Origin of the sequence: Stenotrophomonas riyadhensis, assembly GCF_040256885.1 — a bacterium.
Taxonomy (GTDB): Bacteria; Pseudomonadota; Gammaproteobacteria; order Xanthomonadales; family Xanthomonadaceae; genus Stenotrophomonas; species Stenotrophomonas riyadhensis.
Map to the genome: position 1 here is coordinate 1957172 of NZ_CP155568.1, position 20778 is coordinate 1977949.

The window sequence follows — 20778 nt, forward strand, 5'->3', positions numbered from 1 at the left end:
ATGTCAGTTGCTTCTGCTGAGACGGCCGGATCATCACGCTTTGGAGTGGTGCTGGCGGGCTGCCTGACGGCGCTCACCATTCCCTTGAGCATTGCCAGCCCCGCCGTGGGCATTCCCGCCATCCGGGACGCGCTGGGCGGTTCGCCTGCGGCGTTGTCCTGGATCATCAACGCTTATCTGTTGACCTACGGCTGCACCACGCTGGTCGCCGGTGGGCTGGCCGATCTGCATGGCAGGCGCCGGATCTGGCTTCTGGGCGGCGCGTCGTTTGCGCTGGTCACCGGCCTGATCCCCTTGATGCCCGATGTGGCGTGGATCAATGCACTGCGACTGCTTCAGGGGATGGCGGCGTCGGCTGCGTTTGCCGGCGCGATGGCGTCGTTGGCACAGGTGTTCGACGGCCAGGCGCGGGCCAGGGTGTTCAGCCTGATCGGCACCACCTTTGGTGCAGGAGCCGCAGGCGGTCCGCTGCTGGCAGGCGGGTTGATCGATGCGCTGGGCTGGGAATGGGTGTTCTTCCTGCCTGCGTTGCTGGCCGCCCTGACCGTACCGTTGGTCGCCCTGTCATCCGTCGAATCGAAGAGCGCCGGTTCGCCTCGCCTGGACTGGCTTGGCGCCGTCACCTTCATGCTGGCGCTGGGGTCACTCACCTACGCCATGATCGTGCTGCCGGAACGCGGCCTGCTGCATCCGCAGACGCTGGTACTGCTGGCGCTCCCGGTGGTGTTGCTGGGCGCGTTCATTGCCGTGGAGCGCTCCCATCGAACACCCCTGCTGGATATCGGCCTGTTCCGCAACCGGCGCTTTGTTGGCGTGCAGATTCTCGCCGCTGCCCCCGCGTTCTCGTACGTCGTCCTTCTGGTGGTGCTGCCGGCGGGGTTCATCGGTGTTGAAGGGCTGCGGCCCACCGAGGCTGGACTGGCGATGGCAGCACTGTCTGCGCCATTGCTGGTTGTTCCCCTGGTTGCGGGTCACCTGCTGCGCTGGATTCCGGCGCGGACGCTGTGTTGTGCGGGCCTGTTGATCGGCGCGCTTGGGCTGGCATGGCTGGCGCAGGTGTTCCAGCTACCTTCTGTGCGCTGGATGCCGATGCTGGTCATCGGGATCGGCATCGGTCTGCCTTGGGGGATCATGGATGGCCTGGCGGTCAGTGTGGTCGGCAAAGAGCAGGCGGGCATGGCCGCTGGCATTTTCAATGCGATGCGACTGGCAGGTGATTCCATTGCCCTCGCGCTTGTCGGCATCATGCTTTCAGCCCGGATTGGCGGGAGCGTAGCGCTGGAAGCCGGTGTCGTGGCACGTGCCGCCGTGCACCGGCTGTCCATGGGCGACCTTGGCGGAGCGGTGGAGGCGTTGCCCGGCGTTTCGAGAACGGCGCTGGCCCAGGCATACATGGAGGCCGTCCGTGGCCAACTGTTTGTTCTGGCGATGGCGACCGTGCTGACCGCCATCGTGCTTGGGTACCTGTTGCACGAAGAGGGTGAGCCTGGCCTGTGCAGCCCCGGTCAGTAGCGCGGGTCGGCGATGGCCGGCAGCACCAGTTCGCGCACGAAGCCGGACGGTGACAACTGCAGCAGCGCGCGCACCATCGTAACGACGTCGTGCACCGGCACCAGCTCGCCGTCGCCGCGCGCTGCGGCCTCGGCCACCGGCACCGTCAGTGCATCGTCGGTGTTGAGGTAGCCCAGTTGCAGGCTGGTCACCGCCAGGCGGCGATCGCGGAAGCCCTCGCGCAGTGCATCGGCGATGCCGTTGAGCGCGAACTTGGATGCGCCGAACGCCACTTCCGGGCGGCCGCTGCGTGGTAGTGCCGAGGTCGAGCCGGTCAGCACCAGCTGCGGGCGTGGCGCGCCGAGCACTCGCGGCAGCAGGCGCTGCAGCAGCACCAGGGTGGCGGTGATGTTGACGTCGATCAGTTGGGTGAGTGCGGCATCGCTTTCGTTGAGGAAGGCGTACTCGTCGCTGAAGGCGGTCTCTTCCCAGATGCCCAGGTTGTGGATCAGCACATCCAGATCGGCAGGTGCCTGTGCTGCGATGTGGTCGGCAGCCACGGTCGGCTGGGACAGATCGGCTTCGATCCAGTGCAGGGTGACGCCTTCGGGGCATGCAATGTCGCCCGGGCGGCTGCGCGAGACACCAATCACAGTGTCACCCGGGCCGCACAGGCCTTCCACGAATGCGCGCCCCAGGCCTCTGCTGGCGCCGATGATCATCAGCTTCATGTTGCTTCCTTGTTGTGCAGCGGCGGCCTCACGCGGCCGCCAGAATGATGTCCCAGTCACCGAACGCGCGCAGACCACTGCGCTCAGCGGTGATGATCGAGGCCGTGTTGTCGAGCTGGCAGCGGTACTGTGGCTGCAACCCGGCGGCGTGGGCGGATACGGCCATGGCCTGCACGAGCAGGCGTGCATGACCACGGCCACGGGCTCCGGGCAGTGTCAGTACGCCCATGTCGGCGAGTGCCGGACCCAGGCTCCACGGATACAGGCTGCCGGCCGCGACCACCTGTTCGCCGTCGAAGGCGCCGAAGACCTGCCAGTGGTCCAGCTCGACCCAGGCAGCATCGAGGTCCTCCTCGCTCGCGCTGGCCTGGAACACATCGAACGCGGCAGCGTCGGTCGGATCGAGACGGCGGATATGTGGCGGTGCAGGCCGCTCGGCCAGGGCCGCAAGTTCGGCGGCAGGGAAGTAGAAGACGCGATCCGCGCCGTGCGTGCGCTGGCCGAGCTGCTGCAAGCGCTGTTGCAGCTGCGGGAGCGTCCAGTGCGATTGCGCGTGCAGTTGCAGGCGAGCGGCCAGGGCGGGGCGCAGCAGTGCGCGCGCGGGGCCCACGACCGGCTGCAGCAGCATGCCGTCCTCGCCCTCATCGAAATCATCGCTGCACGCCAACTGCAGTTGTGAGTCGTCCTGCAGCGTGCGCTGCCCGGAGAACATGCCGTGCCAGGTCGCATCGATCAACGGGGCAAACGCATCATCCATGACAACGGTCTCGCTCAGGGTCGGGGCAGGTCCACCTGCAGGCCGGCCGCCTTCCATTCGGGGTAACCGGCAGCGAGTCGCTGCGCGGTCAGTCCGGCCTCGCGCAGCATCGCCACCGCATCGTTGGACAGCACGCAGTAGGGACCGCGGCAGTACGCGACAATGTGGACGGCACGCGGCAGTTCGTCCATCCGTGCTCGCAGTTCCGTAACGGGAATGTTCAGCGCGCCGGGCAGGTGGCCCAGATCGAATTCCTCACGCGGCCGCACATCCAGCAGCACCACGCTGCCGCGTTGTTCCAGCAACTGCTCGACAGTCAGACCTTCCAGAGCATCGCGGCGCTGCAGGCTATCGTGGATCACACCGTGCATCTCGCTGCGCTGGTGGTCGGCATAGTCGCGCAGCGCGGCCAGCAGGTTGCCCAGCGGACCCTCACCACTGCGGTAGAGGATGCGCTTGCCATCGCGTCGCGTCTGAACCAGGCCGGCACGGCGCAGCTGCTGCAGATGCTGGGAGGTATTGGCCACCGACAGTCCGGTCAGTTCGGCCAGGCGCTCCACTGCGCGCTCGCCCTGGGCGATGTGCTCCAGCAGGGCCAGGCGATGGGCGTGGCCGAGCGTGCGGGCGATCTCGGCCAGGGCCTCCAGCGGTGAGGGTGGCGGCTCGGTTGCGGTGTTCATGGCCGGCACGCTAGCATCGCTCTATCATTCAAGCAAATAATTGAAGGCATGCGATATGGCTGGCCTGGCGACATTCGTGATGGATGTGGTGGTAATCGGCGTGGGCGCAACCGCGGTGATGGATCTGTGGGCCCTGCTGCAGCGACGGTTGCTTGGCATTCCCTCGCTGGATTTCGCGATGGTGGGCCGCTGGCTGGGGCATCTGCCGCGCGGGCGCTTCCGCCACGACGGTATCGGCCGCTCGGCAGCGGTCAGTGGCGAGCGCGCGCTGGGTTGGACCGCGCATTACGTGACCGGGGTGATCTTCGCCGCCTTGTTGCTGGCCGTGGTGGGAAACGGTTGGGTGCAGGCGCCGACCCTGTGGCCGGCGCTGGCCTTCGGCATCCTCAGCGTCGCTGCACCGTTCTTCATCCTGCAGCCGGGCATGGGTGCGGGCATTGCCGCTTCGAAGGCGCCAGCGCCGGGCAAGGCCCGCCTGCGCAGCCTGGTGACGCACAGCGTGTTCGGTGCGGGCATGTACTTTTCCGCGCTGCTGTTGGCCGCGGTCCGTGCAGGATGAGCGAGAATCCGTGGGGTCACCGGCAGCAGGAACACCTCGACATGGAAGCGCCCAACCCCACCACTGATGGCATGCCGCTGCCGTGGGCGTGGCAGGACGCATTGGCCGATGCGCGCATCCAGCGGCAATCGATCGGTGTGTCGCGTGCGGATGTTGCCCGCGTGCATCGGCCGGGCCAGGCCGATGCCTTCCTGAAGTCGGAGGTGATCGACGCCTTCAGTGAGCTGGGCGATGAGATCGCGCGCCTGCGTTGGCTGCAGGCACAGGGACAACCGGCGCCAACGGTGATTGCCACTGCCGAAGAGGCGGGCCGGCGCTGGTTGCTGATGAGCGCGCTGCCTGGCCGCGACCTGGCCTCGTCGCCGGAACTCGCGCCGCAGCAGCTGGTGGATCTGCTGGCCGACGCGCTGCGCGGGCTGCATGGGTTGCCGTTGACAGCCTGCCCGTTCGACCAGCGACTGGCCTCGCGCCTGCAGGCCGCGCAGGCCCGCGTCGAAGCGGGCTTGGTGGATGCCGATGATTTCGATGATGAGCGCCTGGGGCAGAGTCCGCAGCAGGTCTTCGCCAAACTGTGCAGCACCCGGCCCGACCATGAAGACCTGGTAGTCAGCCACGGAGACGCCTGCCTGCCGAACCTGATGGCGGTCGAGGGCCGCTTCAGTGGCTTCATCGACTGTGGCCGGCTGGGTGTGGCCGACCGCTACCAGGACCTGGCGCTGGCCGCGCGCAGCCTTGTCTACAATTTCGACAACACGCGTTGGGTAGCACCGCTGTTCAAGCGCTACGGCATGGTTGCCGACGAACGACAGTTGGCGTTCTACCGGTTGCTCGACGAGTTCTTCTGAGCCCGCGCATGGCTGGCGATGGCCGCGCAGATCAGGCCACCGACCACGCTCAGGTGTTCCAGCGCGAAGAACAGGGCCAGCTGCTGTTCGGCGCCGTGCTTGTTCCAGAAGGTATGCACGATGACGATGGTCAGCAGCATGAACACCGCCAGCGCGCCGCTGCCCAGCCAGAGCAGGCGATCAAGCAGCAGGCACAGTGCGCCGCCCAGCAGCACCACGGCGCTGGCGATGTTGAACAGCACAGGCGGTTGCAATCCGGCCGCCTGCATTTCGGCCACGCTGTTGTCCCACGCCAGCAGCTTGGCCAGGCCCGAGGACAGGAACACCACGGCCAGCAGCAGTCGGGCGAGGAACCACAGCACGCGGCTGTCGAGCAGGGTAGTGATCATCCGTGGCATGCAGCTACTCCGGGTTGAGCGTGGGACGGGCCGCGCAGCATCGGGCCTCAACCGCAGTTGAGGTCAAGGCTGGCTGAACGGAGCCCGACGGTGGCCAGGTCGACATCTTTAAAGTGGACGAACGTTCGTTCACTATTTGTGGCATGAACCGAATCGACCGCAATGAGCAGCGCGTGACCCTGATCCTGCAGGCGGCCCTGCGGTGCTTCCTCGCCAAGGGGTTCCACCAGACCAGCATGCGTGACATCGCGCAGGCGGCTGGCGTCAGCCTGGGCAATCTCTACAACCACTTCCCGGGCAAGGAGGCGATCATCCTTGCGGTAGCGGTGGCCGAAAGCGAGGAGCTGGCCCCGATGCTGCGGCGCCTGGCGGGCGCCGACGGCGACCGGGTACAGGTGATGGCCTTCCTGCAGGACTTCCACGCGCTGTGCAGGCAGCCGGAATGGGCAACGCTTGCGGTGGAGGTGCTGGCCGAGAGTGCACGCAACCCTGCCGTGGCCGAGGCCTTCGCGGCCAACCGCAGGCAACTGCAGGCGACGCTGGCCGAAGCCCTGCAGCAGATTGCACAGCGCGAACGTCGGCGTCCCGTACTGGCGCCGGCACTGCAGGCGCAGGTGCTGCTGGATGCCATCGAAAGCGACGCACTGCGTCGGGGGCTGGGCGAAGCCGATGGCACCAATGAGGCATCGCTGGATCTTGGCCTGCTCGCGCTGCTACTCGGGGCACGCGCATGAGCGTCGTGGACCGGCGGCTGCACGGCCTGGATCTGGCACGCTACCTGGCACTGGCCGGCATGGTGCTGGTGAATTTCCGTCTGGCGATGGCCGTGCCGGCAGAGGGTGAGGGTTGGCTGGCAGGGTTCTTCCATCTGCTGGAAGGCAAGGCCTCGGTGACGTTCGTTACGCTGGCTGGCTTGGGCCTGGTGTTGGCCACGCAGCGGCAAGGGTGGTGGCCGGCCAGCGTGCAGACCTGGAGGCGCGCGCTGTTCCTGATGGTGCTGGGCCTGCTCAACCTGACCCTGTTCCCGGCCGATATCCTGCACTACTACGCGGTGTATTTCTCGTTGGCAGTGCTGTGGCTGCGTGCCTCGCCGCGGGTGTTGCTGGCCAGCATCGTGGGCCTGGCGGCCTGTTCGTTCTGGGCGTTGCTGCATTGGGATTACAGCCAGGGATGGAACTGGCAGACGCTGGAATACACCGGTCTGTGGCAATGGCCGGGCGCGGCCCGCAACCTGCTGTTCAATGGCTTCCACCCGTTGATGCCGTGGCTGTGCTTCTTCCTGCTGGGCATGCTGCTGGCGCGCCTTCCGTTGTCGCAGCCGCGGGTGCAGCATGCATTGCTGGTGCTGGGGCTGCTGCTGATCGGCGCCGGCCAGGGCGTGCAGCATCTTGCGCACGGAACGCCGTGGCAGGCGTGGCTGGGAACGCAGCCGATGCCGCCGGGACCCGCCTACGTGCTTACTGGTGCGGGCGCGGCCTGCAGTGTCATCGCCGCCTGCCTGTGGCTGACGCGTGTACGCCCGGGCGACTGGCTGGAGCCGTTCACCGCGGCCGGGCGCATGACCCTGACCCTGTACGTGGGTCACATCCTGCTGGGCATGGGCACGCTGGAAAGCCTGGGCCTGCTTGATGGCAGTGCCTCGCTCGCGTCGGTGCTGTTGTGGGCGCTGCTGTTCCTGATGCTGGCGACCGCTGCGGCGTGGCTGTGGTCATGGCAGTTCGCGCGCGGTCCACTGGAGGCGGTGATGCGCCGTATTGCAGGCTAGTTCTTTGGTCGTGCCGACGCGATGTTGTGACGGACATGTCTGTGTCGTGGCGAGCGCATCTGCGATAGTGGCGGCAGGTAACACTTTCCGCTTGCATCCATGTCATTCGCTTCGGCGCAGCATCTCGGCGAAGTCCTGCAACAATCCTATGGCATCACCCCCACCGCCGTGGTGCCACGCCCGGTGGGCGCCGACGCCAATGCCAACGTGTATCGCGTCGATGCGCGGCACGGGCAGTGGTGGTTGAAATGCCGCACCTACCAGGTCGACCCATCGGTGTGGGACAGCCTGCACTGGATGCGCGGCACATTGGGTATCGATGAGATCGTCGCGCCGTGGCCGGCACTGACCGGTGGTGCGTCGGTACAGCGCTGGGGATTGCAGTTCACCCTGTTCCCTTATGTGGAAGGCCAGTCCGGGTTCGAGGCGGCGTTGAGCCGCACGCAGTGGCAGCGGCTGGGTGAGGTGCTGCGGCGCCTGCACGGCGCGCGGCTGCCACCGGAACTGCAGCAGGCGTTGCCGATCGTGCGGCTTGAAACGGCGGCGCTGGAGACCGTTGGGCAATGGCTGGCCGGCGAGGGCCTGGCGGCCGCGAAGGACGGGCTGGGCCGCGCATTCGTTTCGGTATGGGACCAGCAGCACGCGCGCATCACAGCGCTGCATGCACAGGCACGGGAACTGCACGCTGCATTGCAGGATGCCCCGATGGACCTGCACCTGTGCCACACCGACCTGCACGCTGGCAACCTGCTGATGGGCAATGACGGGGGCCTGCACCTGATCGACTGGGATGGCTTGTCGCTGGCGCCGCGCGAGCGTGACCTGATGTTCATCGGTGGTGCCGTGGGCGGACGTTGGGGCCGCGAGAATCCGCTCGATTTCGCAGCTGGCTATGGCAGCGACCTTGGGGATCCGCGCTGGATCGCCTGGTACCGGCATTGGCGCATCCTGCAGGACCTGATCGAGTTCCAGCAGGTGCTGCTGGGCAGCGATGGGGAGGAGCGTTCGCCGCAGTTGCGCCGGCAGTCACTGCACTACCTGGGCGAGCAGTTCGCACCGGGCAATGTGTTCGATGCGGCGGAGCGGGTGTATCGGGCGTTGTAAATGCACGTCACCTGCCATGGGTGAACCGTCGCGCTTCGCGCGATGAGTCGAGCATGGCTCGACTCTACAGGGTTCACCGGTGTCTGCGCAGGGCGCGGATCTACTCGGCGGGCTTGGCCGCTGCCGAGGCCGCCGCACTCGCGGCGCGGCGCGACAGCACCGCTTCGCGGTGGGCGATGTAGGCATTGGCGGCGAGGATGATGCCGGCACCGATGATGGTCCAGCGGTCCACCGTTTCGTTGAACAGCAGCCAGCCGAACAGCGTCACCAGTGGCAGTTGCAGGAAGCTGATCGGGGTCAGTGCCGAGACTTCACCCAGGCGCAGCGCACGCGTCCACAGCAGCTGGCCGATGGTGCCGAGCACGCCGGTGGCCAGCAGCCACAGCCACGCCATGCCGGTGGGCCAGACCCACACGAACACGGCCGGCACCAACGACAATGGCACCCAGAACACGTAGGTATAGAGCACCACGGTGTCGGCGCTGTCGATGCGGGTCAGCTGCTTGATCTGGATCGCCACCAGCGAACTCAGCACTGCAGCGGCCACCGCGACCAGACTGCCAGCGGTGAAACCGGCGGTGCCGGGACGCACGATCACCAGTACACCGATGAAGCCGACGACGACGGCGGCCCAGCGGCGCACGCGCACGGTCTCGCCCAGCCACAGCACGGCGGCAATGGTGACGAACAGCGGCGTGGAGTAGGAGAGCGACACCGCCTGCGCCAACGGCAGGTGGCCCAGGGCCCAGAACGCGCACAGCATCGATCCCAGGCCGATCGCACTACGTACGAAATAGCGTGGCAGCTGTTGGGTCTTCAGCGGCGCGTGGCCTGGCCGCAGCAGCATCGGCAGCAACGCCAGCAGGCCGAAGGCGTTGCGGAAGAACGCCACTTCCTGGGTGGGCACGTAGCGCGTGGCATAGCGGATCGCCACCGCCATCAGGCCGAATGCCATCGTGCTGCCGAGCATCAGCAGCGCCGCCCGCATCGGGGTGGCGCTGGGGGAGAGGGCGGGGGTGTTCACCACTGTGCGCCGAGCAGGCGGGGCTCCGGTTCGATTGGCACGCCGAACTTCTCCAGCACGGAAGCAGAGATGCGTCGCGCCAGCGCCAGCAGTTCAGCGCCGGTGGCGTTGCCGTGGTTGACCAGCACCAGTGCGTGGCTCGGCGCAACGCCGGCATCGCCTTCGCGGAAGCCCTTCCAGCCGCAGGACTCGATCATCCATGCCGCCGAGACCTTGCGCTTGCCGTCCTGGTCGGACGGGAACACCGGCAGCTCGGGGAAGTGCTGCAGCAGTACGTCGACCTGTTCCAGCGGCAGCACCGGGTTCTTGAAGAAGCTGCCGGCGTTGCCCAGTACATCCGGGTCGGGCAGCTTGCGGCGGCGGATCGCGATCACCGCATTGGCCACGTCCACCGCACTGGGCAATTCCACACCCTGCGCCTGCAGTTCCTCGCGGATGCCGGCGTAGTCCATGCGCAGGTCATGCAGCAGTGGCAGCTTCAGTTCGATGGCGGTGATCAGGTAGCGGTCCATCTGCTGCTTGAACACGCTGTCGCGGTAGGCGAAGCCACACTGTTCGTTGTCCAGCCGCACCCAGGCCTGCTCCTGGCAGTCCCAGGCTTCGACGGCCTGGATGAACTCGCCGACCTGCGCGCCGTAGGCGCCGATGTTCTGGATCGGCGCGGCACCGGCGGTGCCGGGAATCAGGGCCAGGTTTTCCAGGCCGGACAGGCCTTCCTGCAGCGACCACATCACCAGGCCGTGCCACGGCACACCGGCACCGGCGCGGATCACGGCATGGTCGGCGCGATGCTCGAGGAAGCTGATGTCACGGTTGCCGAACACCAGCACGGTGCCCGGCAGGTCCTCGGCGATCAGCACATTGCTGCCGGCACCCAGCACCAGCAGCGGGCCGCTGGCCACTTCGGGCAATGCCAGCACTTCCGGCAGCAGCGTGGGATCGTGCAGTTCCAACAGCTGAGCGGCGCTGGCCTGCACATGGAAGGTGTTCAGGGCCTGCAGCGGCGCATTGCGGGTGAGCGTCCAGCGCAGCGGGGCGTTGCCGTCGACGGTATCCATGGGTGTGCTCACAGTGGGGCCACCGCGCCGCGGCTCGGCGCTTCGCGGCGGCGACGGATCGCCTCCACGCATTCGGAGACCAGCGCCGGGCCACGGAAGATCAGGCCGCTGTAGCACTGCACCAGCGCCGCACCAGCAGCCATCTTGGCCACGGCGTCGGCACCGGACAGGATGCCGCCGACCCCGATCAACGGCACCGACTCGGGCAGCCGCGAACGCAGACGGCGCAGTACCAGGGTGGACTGCTCCAGCACCGGCGCGCCGGACAGGCCACCGGCCTCGTTGGCCAGCGGGTCGCCGGCCACCTTGCTGTGATCGATGGTGGTGTTGGTGGCGATCACGCCGTCCACCTGCAGTTCGCCCAGTACGCGGGCAGCGGCATCGATGTCGCGCTCGCTCAGGTCGGGCGCCACCTTGACCAGCATCGGCACGCGGCGACCGTGGCGGGCCGCGAGATCTTCCTGGCGGTCGCGCAACTGGCTGACCAGCTGGCGCAGCGCGGTTTCTTCCTGCAGTTCACGCAGGCCGGCGGTGTTGGGCGAGGAGATGTTGACGGTGATGTAGTCGGCCAGCGGGTACACCTTGTCCAGGCAGGCGATGTAATCGTCCACGGCCTGTTCGTTCGGGGTGTCCTTGTTCTTGCCGATGTTGATGCCGAGCAGGCCGCGGCGGTTGCGCGCGCGCTCGACGTTGCGCACCAGCGCGTCCACGCCCGCATTGTTGAAGCCCATGCGGTTGATGATCGCGTTGTGTTCCGGCAGGCGGAACAGGCGCGGCTGCGGATTGCCGGCCTGCGGGCGCGGCGTGATGGTGCCGATTTCGACGAAGCCGAAACCCAGCGCGAACAGCGCATCAATGTGCTCGCCATTCTTGTCCAGGCCGGCGGCCAGGCCGACCGGATTGGGGAAGGTCAACCCGAACACCGTGCTGGGCATCGGCGCGATGCGTGCGGCCAGCAGCGGCGTGGTGCCGGTGCGGTAGGCCAGGTCCAGGGCGGACAGGCCAAGGCCGTGGGCGCGCTCGGCGTCGAGCGAGAACAGGAAGGGGCGGGCAAGCGAATACATGCGTCGGTTCAGTCCAGCGTGCCGAGGAAGGCTCGGGTTCGATATTCAAAAGCGACCTGGCCGTCGACCGCGTGGGCGGCGAACAGGTCCTGCAGAGCGTCGATCATCGGCGCGTGGCGCGGATGACCGGCTTGCGGGGCATAGGAGGAGGACAGCAGGCGCCCGCGCAGGGCATCGAAGTCCAGGTGCTGCACGTTCGGCAGCTCCACCATGCCGAGCAGGCCGGAGCCGAACCAGGCCTGCATGGTGGCATCGTCCTGGTAGCGCTCGGCCACGGCGGAGTAGTCGGTGCCGTAATCCAGCAGCAGCTGTTCGTAGCCGACCAGGAACGGACTGGCATCGAGCAGGCGCGAGTTCCAGTAGATCAGTGCCAGGCCACCCGGGCGCAGGATGCGCTGCCACTCGGCGCGCACCGCCACGGTGTCGAACCAGTGGAAGGCCTGCGCGACACTGACCAGATCGATGCTGGCGTCGTCCAGTGTGGTGGCCTCGGCGCGGCCGTCGACCGCGCGGAACTGCGGGTACTGCGGTGCCAGCCATTGCTCGGCCGCGGCGCGCATGGCGGCGTTGGGTTCAACCGCGACTACCGGATGGCCGCTGGCCAGGAACTGGCGGCTGGAAATACCGGTACCGGCGCCGATGTCGGCGACCAGCGCCTCGCGGCTGACGCCCATCGGGCCGTGCAGCCATTCCAGCAGCGCGGGTGGGTAATCGGGCCGGTAGCGGACGTAATCGGCGACGCGGCTGCTGAAGCGTTCAGTGCTGTCGGAAGCGGTCATGGCAGTCAGTTCGACATCGCAGCGAGCCAGGCCAGGCCGCCGAAGAACAGGATGAAGACCAGGATGGCGGCGATCACCGCGCCGACCATCACCCAGCCCAGTACCAGACCGGTGACGGCCAGGCCATCGCCTTCCAGTTCATGCGGGCGGCGGCGGATCTCGGCGCGGGCCATGTGGCCGGTGATGATGGCCACGATGCTGGCCACGAAGGGCAGGACGGTCCAGCTGGCGATGCCCATGACCAGGCTGACCACGGCCAGGGCGCTTGTCTGTCGGGGTGCCACGCTCATCGGGGTCCTCCTTGGCAGTGTGCACATGATAGTGCCTCTGCCCGGGCAATCCCATGCCCGGCGGATGCGATGGTGGGCGTCGACCTTGGTCGACGAAAGGCATTTCAGCCAGGTAGGCCTCGAACTTGGTCGACGAAAGGCATGCCAACCAAGGTTGGCAGCTACCGGAGTGCCGGTGTCAGCCCATCAACACCTGGCCACCATCCACGCTGAGCACATGGCCGGTGATCCAGCGCGCCAGCGGCGAGCACAGGAACAGGGCGGCATCGGCGATCTCACGCGGGTGGCCGAAGCGACCGAACGGAATCTTCGCCAGCGTGCCGTGGTACAGCGCGGGGTCTTCGGTGCGGCGGCGGTCCCAGAGGCCGTCATCGAACTCGATCGAGCCCGGCGCGATTGCGTTGACGCGGATCCGGTCCTTGGCCAACGCGAGGGCCTGCGAGGTGGTGTAGTGCGAAAGCGCGGCCTTGGCGGCGGCGTAGGGTGCGCCACCGGGGCGCGGCTGCTGCGCGGCGATCGAAGAGAGATTGAGAATGCAGGCGTCGCTGGACGCACGCAGCCACGGCAGTGCCAGGCGCGATGCACGCACGGCCGCCATCAAGTCGACCTGCAGGCTGGCGGCCCAGCCGTCCTCGTCGTCGGCCATGCCGTAGCCGGTGGCGTTGTTGACCAGCACATCGATGCCGCCGAGCGCGTCGGCGGCGGCCTGCAGCCACGCCTGGATCTGGCCGGGATCGGCCAGATCGGCGGAAAATGTGTGCAGTTCGAAGCCCTGTGCCCGTGCATCGGCGCGCAGGCCATCCAGGCCCACCTGGCCGCGCGCGCAGGCCGAGACCTGCGCACCGGCGCCGGCAAACGCCAGCGCCATTTCACGGCCAATGCCCTTGCTGCCGCCGGCGATCAACACGCGGCGGCCGGTGAAATCGAGGGTCGGCGCCCCTGCGGGCGGCCGACCCTTTTCTGGGATCAGATCCCCGGAGGGGCTCTGACCCATGGACGTGGCCGGATCCGTTGCCATCACAGATCGAACTTGATGCCCTGGGCCAGCGGCAGCGAGTCCGAATAGTTGATGGTGTTGGTCTGGCGGCGCATGTAGACCTTCCACGCATCCGAGCCGGACTCGCGGCCACCGCCGGTGTCCTTCTCGCCACCGAAGGCACCGCCGATCTCCGCACCGGACGTGCCGATGTTGATGTTGGCGATGCCGCAGTCGCTGCCGGCCGCCGACAGGAACTTCTCGGCGGTCTTCAGGTTCTGGGTGAAGATCGAGGACGACAGGCCCTGCGGCACGCCGTTCTGCATGTCGATGGCATCGTCGATGCTGTCGTACGGCATCACGTACAGGATAGGCGCGAAGGTCTCATGCTGGACCACGGCGTCGCTGTTCTTCAGGCCCGAGACGATCGCCGGCAGCACGAAGTTGCCTGCGCGGTCGATGCGGGTGCCGCCGGTTTCGATGGTGCCGCCGGCCGCCTTGGCCTGGGCGATGGCATCGAGGAACTGCTGCACGGCGCCATCGCTGTTCAGCGGGCCCATCAGGTTGGCGGCATCGGTCGGGTCGCCGATCTTGCCTTCGACCTGCTTGTAGGCCTTGACCAGCGTGGCCAGCACGTCGGCATAGATCGAGCGGTGCACGATCAGGCGGCGGGTGGTGGTGCAGCGCTGGCCGGCGGTACCGACCGCGCCGAATACGATGCCCGGCACGGCCAGCTTCAGGTCGGCGGTTTCGTCCAGGATGATGGCATTGTTGCCGCCCAGCTCCAGCAGGCAGCGGCCGAGGCGGCGCGCGACCTTCTCGTTGACGGTGCGGCCGACCTGGGTCGAGCCGGTGAAGCTGATCAGCGGCACGCGACGGTCATCGACCATTTTCTCCGACAGCGCGGTACCGGCATCGTTGATCAGGAAGAAGATGTCCGGGAAGCCGGCCTCGCGCAGGGCGTCGTTGCAGATCTTCAGCGAGGCGATGGCGGTCAGCGGCGTCTTGTTGGACGGCTTCCAGATGCACACGTCGCCACAGATGGCGGCCAGGAACGAATTCCAGCTCCACACCGCGACCGGGAAGTTGAAGGCCGAGATGATGCCGACCAGGCCCAGCGGGTGGTACTGCTCATACATGCGGTGGCCGGGGCGCTCGGAATGCATGGTGTAGCCGTACAGCATGCGGCTCTGGCCCACGGCGAAATCGGCGATGTCGATCATCTCCTGCACTTCGCCGTCGCCTTCCGGCTTGCTCTTGCCCATTTCCAGCGCAACCAGCGAGCCCAGGGCGTCCTTGTGCTTGCGCAGCGCTTCACCGCACAGGCGCACGGCTTCACCGCGGCGCGGGGCAGGCGTGGTGCGCCAGACCTTGAAGGCTTCCTGGGCGCGGGCGACGACGGTCTCGTACTCGGCCTCGGTGGTCGCGCGGACCTGTGCGATCGGCTCGCCGGTGGTCGGGTTGACCGGGGTGATCAGCTCACCAGCGGTCGCGCTCGACCACTCCCCGTTGCCCAGGTACGTGCCAGCGTTGATCGCGTCCAGGCCAAGGGACTTGAGCAGCTCGGAAGACATGCAGACTCCTGTGTTTCGTTACGTTGTTTGGCGCCATCGCGGGCAGGTGGGGGACGCGATGAACAGAACCGCCGATGGTAGCAGAGGGAGGTTGCTGGGCTTTGGTGCGGTGCGGGGTGGAATGGGACGTCAAAGAACCGACGTCGAGCCCATTGGGAAGGTTCAGGTTTGACGTGAAATGACCCATTTTGATGCAGATTGACACATTTAAAATTCGTAATAGTTGCAATGACTTACACCTTGGTAAGGTCGTACGGTCAGGTGTCTGCCCTGTCGAAATTCCTATCTTTTGGCCCGGACATCATTCACAATTCAGTCACGCCTGATTGACAAACCTTTGACAATCACGTGCTGGCTGGGGAGTCCATGCGCGTGAAGACGAACAATTCAGCGTTCGGTCGAGTCGTGAATGGAGAAGTGCTTTGCTACATGGATCAGTAGAAGACCTCCCCGCAGCGCGGGCCCGGGCAGGCCGCCGCCGCGTCGAAGCCCGGGCGGCCCTTGAGTTGGGGTTGCGCCTGGGCGATCTGTTGCTGCTGCCGGGCATGGCGGTGCTCTCCCACATCGTGTTGTATGGCGCGGCTGCGCCGGATTCCTCCCAGCGAATCGTGTTTGGCGCGGTGATTCTCAGCGCCATCGTCTGCTTCTCCGTTGCGCCGCTGTATCGGAACTGGCGGATGCGCGGGTTGCTTGCCGATCTCTGGCTGCTGCTGTTGGCGTGGTCTGCCACCTTCGCGTTGTTCTCGATCTACGTCGTCCTGGTCGGACTTGCCGATGCGGTCCCCTCTACCTGGCTGATTGGCTGGTATGCCTTTGGCCTGGGCTCAATGGCTGCATTGCGCGTATTGCTGAGGGTGCAGTTGCACCGCCTGCGCTCGCGCGGGATGGACCATGAGCGGATCCTGCTGGTCGGACTGCGGGCCCCTGCTTTGAGGTTGCATCGCCTGCTGCGTGGAAAGCCAGAGCTTGGCAAGGACGTCATCGGCTATTTCGCCAGTGCGGGCGATATCGCCACCCGTCGCGGTGGGGACGCGCCGTGCCGGCTGGGGCGGCTGGAAGACGTTCCGCAGTACATGGATCAGCACCGCGGCGAATTCGACCAGGTCTGGGTGTCGATGCCGATGGGGCACGCGGCCGCGATCAAGGACATGCTCAAGCAGATCGAGCGATTTCCGGTGCCGGTGCGCCTGATTCCCGATACCACGGGTTTGGGGGCGCTTAATCCGGGCGTGTACCAGGTGGGTGATGTGCCGATGATCGGCGTACGTCAAGGCTTGGTGGATCATCGATTCCGCGTGTTCAAACGGGTCGAGGACATTGTCGTCGCGGGTGCAGCGGTGATCCTGCTGGCGCCGTTGTTTGCCGTGCTGGCCATTGGCGTGAAGCTGAGTTCGCCGGGGCCGGTGCTTTTCCGGCAGAAGCGTCACGGACTGGGCGGCAAGGAATTCTGGATGCTCAAGTTCCGCTCCATGCGTGTGCACGCAGAGGGCGCGGGGCAGATCACCCAGGCAACGCGCGGTGATCCGCGCGTCACGCGGTTTGGCGCCTTCCTGCGCCGCAGCAGCCTGGACGAGCTGCCGCAGTTCTTCAATGTACTGGGTGGGAACATGTCCGTGGTGGGGCCGCGACCGCACGCGATCCAGCACAACAACCACTACGAGCGGGTGATCGAACGCTACATGCACCGCCACTACGTCAAGCCGGGAATCACAGGCTGGGCGCAGGTGCACGGATTGCGTGGCGAGACCCCGGAGCTGCGCTCGATGAAGAAGCGCGTGCAGTACGACATCGACTACATCCGACGCTGGAGCCCGACGCTGGACGTGCGGATCATTGCGCTGACAGCCTTGAAGGTGCTGGGTCAGAAATCGGCGTACTAGGGTGATCGATTTCTGGAACTGCGACGTAATTCCATGAATCTGTTGGCGATTTCATCGCCTGTAGTGTGCTTGTAAGGTATGCTGTGCGGCTGCCGCCGGCCCCGGATGTTCTGGTCGCGTGCGCTGCAAGGAATGCCACAGGATCCAGGTCAGTGTTCAAGAACGTTCTTTTTGTATGTGTCGGCAACATCTGCCGCAGTCCCTCCGCAGAAGTGATGCTGCGCCAGGCGGTCGAGGGCAAGGGGATCCAGGTGTCCTCCGCTGGTCTCGGTGCGCTGGTTGGGCATGGCATTGATGCTACGGCGCAGGAGTTGCTGGTGGAGCAGGGCATGGATGGCCTGGGACATCGCGCGCGCCAGATCGATGACGCCATCCTGGGAGCCGCTGATCTGGTGCTGACCATGGAGCGCAAGCACGTGCGCCGCATCGCCGAAATCGCGCCGCAGGCGTCAGGAAAAACTTTCCTGCTGGGCAAATGGCAGCAGGATCGGGAGATTCCCGATCCATACCGCCAGCAACGCCCGGCGTTCGAGCATGTCTACAAGTTGATGGCCGAGGGTGTGGAGAGTTGGGCGCGGCACCTGTAGTGCTTGCATCTCCTCTCTGACTGCACCTACATCCAATTGAAGAGTTCCTACAGATGACCACCGATACCCGTAGTCCGGCGCAGGATGATGCTGATGAAATCGACCTGCGGCAGTTGCTCGGCACGCTGATTGACCACAAATGGTGGATTGCCGGAATTACGGGGACGTTTTTCGCCGTTGCTGCCGCATATGCCCTGCTGGCGACGCCCATCTATCGTGCCGACGCGATCGTGCAGGTTGAATCAAAAGTGCCGAGTCTGCCAGGCCTTTCTGATATCAGTCAGTCGCTTGGTATTGGAGGTGGCACGGCGGAGGCGACAACCGAGATCGCGCTCATCACCTCTCGCGCGGTGGTTGGCAGCGCAGTCGATGCATTGAAGCTGGATATCACCATCGAGCCCAATCGCTTCCCGCTCCTGGGTGGCTACGTTGCGCGCAAGGCGGAGCGTGCCGATCCAGACGCTCTGGCTGATGTGCGCTTTGGCATGAGCCGTTTCGGCTGGGGCGGCGAGAAGCTGGAGATCTTCCAGCTGGACGTGCCGCGCGCGCTGCTTGCGCACCCGATGACTCTGGTCGTCGGCGAGAACAGCAGCTATGAACTGTTCGACGAAGACGACAATCTTCTGTTGAACGGGCAGGTCGGCAAGGTCGCCAGCGGAAAGGGGGTGACCGCGCAGATTGCCGAGATGCGCGCGCATCCAGGTATGCGTTTTGAAGTGACCCGCCAGCGTCACCTCACGGTGGTGGGAGAGCTGCAGAAGAAGGTTGCTGTAAGTGAGTCGGGCAAGGAGTCGGGCATCCTGACGCTGGCCTATGAGAATGCGGATCCTGATCTTGCACAGCGTTTCCTGCAGCAGGTCGCCCAGGCCTATGTGCGACAGAACGTGGAACGAAACTCGGCCGAAGCTTCTGCGCAGCTGACCTTCGTGAAGGAGCAGTTGCCCAACGTACGTAGTCAGGTGGACGCTGCGCAGAAGGCGCTGAGTGCCTACCAGACGCGCGCCAACTCCGTGGATCTGAGCTTGCAGACCAAGGGCTTGCTGGATCAGGAAGTGGCCGTGGAAACCAGCATCCAGCAGCTGCGATTGCAGCAGGCGGAGATGGATCGCAAGTTCACGCGTGATCATCCGGCCTATCAGGCGCTGATGCGGCAGATAGGAGAGCTGGAGGGTCGAAAGAGTGGATTCCAGGGGCAGGTGAAGCAATTGCCCGAAGCTCAGCAGGAGTTGCTGCGCTTGACGCGTGATCTTCAGGTCAGCAATGAGATGTACACCGGCATGCTGAACCAGGCTCAGCAGCTGGACGTTGCGCGCGCGGGTACGGTGGGCAATGTGCGTATCGTGGATCCGGCCGAGGTTGATTCCACCAGCCCGGTTAGGCCGCGCAAAGCGCTCGTCGTGCTGATCGGCACCGTTCTTGGCGCATTCCTTTCCATTGCGCTGGTCCTGCTGAAGCAGATGCTCAATCGTGGCGTGGAAGATCCGGCGCAGATTGAAGAGCTTGGCCTGCCCGTCTATGCCTCGATTCCCGTGAGTGCGCAGCAGCAGAGTGACTCTGTCCGTGGCAAGTTCCGTGCAGATGGTAAGTTGCATCTTCTGGCCGTCAAGGATCCTGCCGATCTGGCGATCGAGGCCGTGCGCAGCCTCCGCACCAGCTTGCATTTCGCTCGTCTGGAAGCGAAGAACAACATCGTTCTGATTTCCGGCGCCAGCCCTAATGCGGGCAAGACGTTCGTGTCGTCGAACCTAGCTGCCGTAATCGCGCAAGCTGGTCAGCGTGTACTCATCATAGATGCCGACATGCGAAAGGGCACCCTGCACAAGGCGCTGGGTGCAGTGCAGTCTCCGGGCCTTTCAGATCTCTTGGTTGGCAAGGCCGACCTGTCACAGGTCGTGCGGACTCTTCCGGATATTGACAGCCTGAGTTTCATTGCCCGTGGCGACGTTCCTCCGAATCCGTCCGAGCTGTTGATGCATGCCAACTTCACGCAGCTTCTTGAACAGATGTCGTCCCAGTATGATCTGGTCATTGTCGATACCCCGCCGATTCTTGCTGTGACCGACGCGGCAATCATTGCGCATCACGCGGGTACTTGTTTGATGGTGGCGAGATTCGGACTAAATCAGGTGAAGGAGTTGGCGCTGGCCAAGCATCGTTTTGAGCAGAACAACGTTCGAATCAAGGGTGCGATCTTCAACGCTGTCCAGCGTCGTGCCACGGGCTATTACAGCTATGGTTACTACGAATATAAGTCTTCCAACTGACCTGGTTTCTTTGGATTTGCGCTGCCTGGCTGTTTCTTCATGATTGACAAAGGTGTGCATATGACCGGCTCGCCGGCTGAATTGGATGCTGGGCGAGATGCGGCAGGCCGATGTCTCGCGTGTGTAGTCGCGTTCAATCCTGATGATGAATTTGAATCAAGGCTCGCTCCCATCAAGATGCAGGTTGACAAGCTGATTGTTGTCAATAACTTTAAAGCCGGATCTGTCCAGGTCAAAGATGTCGAGATTATTGAGAATGGCAATCGCGGTGGAATTGCGGGCGCGTTGAATGCCGCAACCGCGTACGCGCGACAGAGCGGATTTAGATACATCGCGCTGTTTGACCACGATTCCGCCGTTCCGCTGGGTATGATTTCGCGTTTGATTGATTCGTTGTGTTCTCGCGGCGGGAGTGTTATTGGCCCGGTTTACGACAATTCGGCCACTCAGAAGGCTGGTCGGTTTGTGCTGAATTGGCGTGGCGTACCCTTATCGCGATGGATATCACGCGATGAGGGCGTTAAGCCGGCTTATTTTGTGATTACGAGTGGCACTGTTATTGATCTTGAGCGGGTTCCTTGCGAATGCACTCACGATGAAACGCTTGGGCTCGACATGGTCGATATCGACTATTGCCTTTCCTTGGCGGATTCTGGCGGGCTTGTTCTGCTAGATACGTCCGTGAGGATGCAGCATGGGATTGGTAATAAAGCCGCCGGTTCGCGTCGAATGGATCCGCCAAATTATTCGCTGGGCCGGCACGCCGGGATAATTCGTAACAGGGTGCGGGTTTGGAAGAAGTGGGGGCGGCGGTTTCCGCTGTTCGTACTTTTGGATCTAGCTGTCACCGGCGCTGATTTCGCCAGGAACGTCGCACTTCTGCCAAATCGCGGTGAATATGCGGCTGCGTTCTGCCGATCAATGATGGCAGCACTGCGAGAAGCGCGTTGAA

Annotated in this window: 21 protein-coding genes; 10 read left to right on the forward strand and 11 right to left on the reverse strand. The window is 65.0% G+C overall.

The genetic code is table 11. The annotated features are described in order from the left end of the window. Complete coding sequence (locus SriyCCGPB3_RS09290; RefSeq protein ID WP_350260188.1) at positions 1–1512, forward strand: MFS transporter; 1512 nt, start codon at positions 1–3, stop codon at positions 1510–1512. On the opposite strand, the gene SriyCCGPB3_RS09295 is transcribed toward SriyCCGPB3_RS09290, so the two are convergent. The 3 genes from SriyCCGPB3_RS09295 to SriyCCGPB3_RS09305 are packed head-to-tail and all read right to left on the reverse strand — an operon-like array spanning position 1506 to position 3659. Beyond that, positions 1506–2222, reverse strand: coding sequence for an SDR family NAD(P)-dependent oxidoreductase (locus SriyCCGPB3_RS09295; RefSeq protein WP_153854971.1), 717 nt, complete (start codon positions 2220–2222; stop codon positions 1506–1508). The two genes, SriyCCGPB3_RS09290 and SriyCCGPB3_RS09295, sit on opposite strands and share 7 nt — an antisense overlap. A 28-nt stretch (positions 2223–2250) precedes the next feature. Beyond that, complete coding sequence (locus SriyCCGPB3_RS09300) at positions 2251–2979, reverse strand: GNAT family N-acetyltransferase (RefSeq protein WP_350260189.1); 729 nt, start codon at positions 2977–2979, stop codon at positions 2251–2253. Positions 2980–2993: 14 nt separating this feature from the next. Continuing rightward, the gene (locus SriyCCGPB3_RS09305) at positions 2994–3659 is read right to left on the reverse strand and encodes an ArsR/SmtB family transcription factor (RefSeq protein WP_180847244.1); all 666 of its coding nucleotides are present in this window, start codon (positions 3657–3659) and stop codon (positions 2994–2996) included. Positions 3660–3714: 55 nt separating this feature from the next. Here SriyCCGPB3_RS09305 and SriyCCGPB3_RS09310 point away from each other — a divergent pair, with 55 nt between their 5' ends. Together SriyCCGPB3_RS09310 and SriyCCGPB3_RS09315 are read left to right on the forward strand one after the other, a co-directional pair. Continuing rightward, a complete protein-coding gene (locus SriyCCGPB3_RS09310) occupies positions 3715–4218 on the forward strand; it encodes a DUF2938 domain-containing protein (protein WP_350260190.1) in 504 nt (167 codons plus the stop codon). Positions 4219–4259: 41 nt separating this feature from the next. After that, positions 4260–5063 carry an APH(3')-II family aminoglycoside O-phosphotransferase gene (locus SriyCCGPB3_RS09315; protein ID WP_350260367.1) on the forward strand — a complete coding sequence of 268 codons (804 nt, stop codon included), beginning with the start codon at positions 4260–4262 and terminating at the stop codon, positions 5061–5063. On the opposite strand, the gene SriyCCGPB3_RS09320 is transcribed toward SriyCCGPB3_RS09315, so the two are convergent. Further along, positions 5036–5461 (reverse strand): DoxX family protein, encoded by a 426-nt coding sequence (locus tag SriyCCGPB3_RS09320; protein ID WP_088025763.1) that lies wholly within the window; start codon positions 5459–5461, stop codon positions 5036–5038. The genes SriyCCGPB3_RS09315 and SriyCCGPB3_RS09320 overlap by 28 nt on opposite strands. A 143-nt stretch (positions 5462–5604) precedes the next feature. Between SriyCCGPB3_RS09320 and SriyCCGPB3_RS09325 the strand changes: the two genes are divergently transcribed. The 3 genes from SriyCCGPB3_RS09325 (at position 5605) to SriyCCGPB3_RS09335 (ending at position 8330) form a co-directional block, all read left to right on the forward strand. Next, positions 5605–6195, forward strand: a complete 591-nt coding sequence (locus SriyCCGPB3_RS09325) for a TetR/AcrR family transcriptional regulator (RefSeq protein WP_350260191.1) — start codon at positions 5605–5607, stop codon at positions 6193–6195. Next, entirely contained in the window at positions 6192–7226 is a 1035-nt protein-coding gene (locus SriyCCGPB3_RS09330; protein ID WP_350260192.1) for a DUF418 domain-containing protein, read from the forward strand. Before SriyCCGPB3_RS09325 ends, SriyCCGPB3_RS09330 begins: the two co-directional genes overlap by 4 nt. Positions 7227–7325: 99 nt before the next feature. Beyond that, positions 7326–8330 (forward strand): aminoglycoside phosphotransferase family protein, encoded by a 1005-nt coding sequence (locus SriyCCGPB3_RS09335; protein WP_350260193.1) that lies wholly within the window; start codon positions 7326–7328, stop codon positions 8328–8330. Positions 8331–8430: 100 nt separating this feature from the next. Here the strand turns inward: SriyCCGPB3_RS09335 and SriyCCGPB3_RS09340 are convergent, their stop codons facing one another. From SriyCCGPB3_RS09340 to amaB, 7 genes are all read right to left on the reverse strand, one after another. Further along, a complete protein-coding gene (locus SriyCCGPB3_RS09340; RefSeq protein WP_032129732.1) occupies positions 8431–9318 on the reverse strand; it encodes a DMT family transporter in 888 nt (295 codons plus the stop codon). 32 nt (positions 9319–9350) lie between these two features. Then, complete coding sequence (gene murB / locus SriyCCGPB3_RS09345) at positions 9351–10412, reverse strand: UDP-N-acetylmuramate dehydrogenase (RefSeq protein WP_107431775.1); 1062 nt, start codon at positions 10410–10412, stop codon at positions 9351–9353. 8 nt (positions 10413–10420) lie between these two features. After that, positions 10421–11476: a quinone-dependent dihydroorotate dehydrogenase gene (locus SriyCCGPB3_RS09350; protein WP_032127499.1), complete on the reverse strand. Its 1056-nt coding sequence runs from the start codon at positions 11474–11476 to the stop codon at positions 10421–10423. Between the two features lie 8 nt (positions 11477–11484). After that, complete coding sequence (locus SriyCCGPB3_RS09355; protein ID WP_350260194.1) at positions 11485–12255, reverse strand: class I SAM-dependent methyltransferase; 771 nt, start codon at positions 12253–12255, stop codon at positions 11485–11487. A 5-nt stretch (positions 12256–12260) separates the two neighbouring features. Beyond that, positions 12261–12545 carry a DUF4190 domain-containing protein gene (locus SriyCCGPB3_RS09360; RefSeq protein WP_010484694.1) on the reverse strand — a complete coding sequence of 95 codons (285 nt, stop codon included), beginning with the start codon at positions 12543–12545 and terminating at the stop codon, positions 12261–12263. A 178-nt stretch (positions 12546–12723) separates the two neighbouring features. Beyond that, positions 12724–13539 carry an SDR family NAD(P)-dependent oxidoreductase gene (locus SriyCCGPB3_RS09365; protein WP_433963289.1) on the reverse strand — a complete coding sequence of 272 codons (816 nt, stop codon included), beginning with the start codon at positions 13537–13539 and terminating at the stop codon, positions 12724–12726. A gap of 23 nt (positions 13540–13562) precedes the next feature. After that, complete coding sequence (gene amaB / locus SriyCCGPB3_RS09370) at positions 13563–15095, reverse strand: L-piperidine-6-carboxylate dehydrogenase (RefSeq protein ID WP_153854958.1); 1533 nt, start codon at positions 15093–15095, stop codon at positions 13563–13565. Positions 15096–15517: 422 nt separating this feature from the next. On the opposite strand from amaB, the gene SriyCCGPB3_RS09375 reads away from it, so the two are divergent. The 4 genes from SriyCCGPB3_RS09375 to SriyCCGPB3_RS09390 all read left to right on the forward strand — a co-directional run bounded on the left by SriyCCGPB3_RS09375 (position 15518) and on the right by SriyCCGPB3_RS09390 (position 20777). After that, positions 15518–16975, forward strand: coding sequence for an undecaprenyl-phosphate glucose phosphotransferase (locus tag SriyCCGPB3_RS09375; RefSeq protein ID WP_350260196.1), 1458 nt, complete (start codon positions 15518–15520; stop codon positions 16973–16975). Positions 16976–17127: 152 nt separating this feature from the next. Continuing rightward, positions 17128–17562 (forward strand): low molecular weight protein-tyrosine-phosphatase, encoded by a 435-nt coding sequence (locus SriyCCGPB3_RS09380; RefSeq protein WP_350260197.1) that lies wholly within the window; start codon positions 17128–17130, stop codon positions 17560–17562. Between the two features lie 53 nt (positions 17563–17615). Further along, positions 17616–19826, forward strand: coding sequence for a polysaccharide biosynthesis tyrosine autokinase (locus SriyCCGPB3_RS09385; RefSeq protein ID WP_350260198.1), 2211 nt, complete (start codon positions 17616–17618; stop codon positions 19824–19826). A gap of 39 nt (positions 19827–19865) precedes the next feature. Then, entirely contained in the window at positions 19866–20777 is a 912-nt protein-coding gene (locus tag SriyCCGPB3_RS09390; RefSeq protein WP_350260199.1) for a glycosyltransferase, read from the forward strand. Position 20778 lies beyond the last annotated feature (1 nt).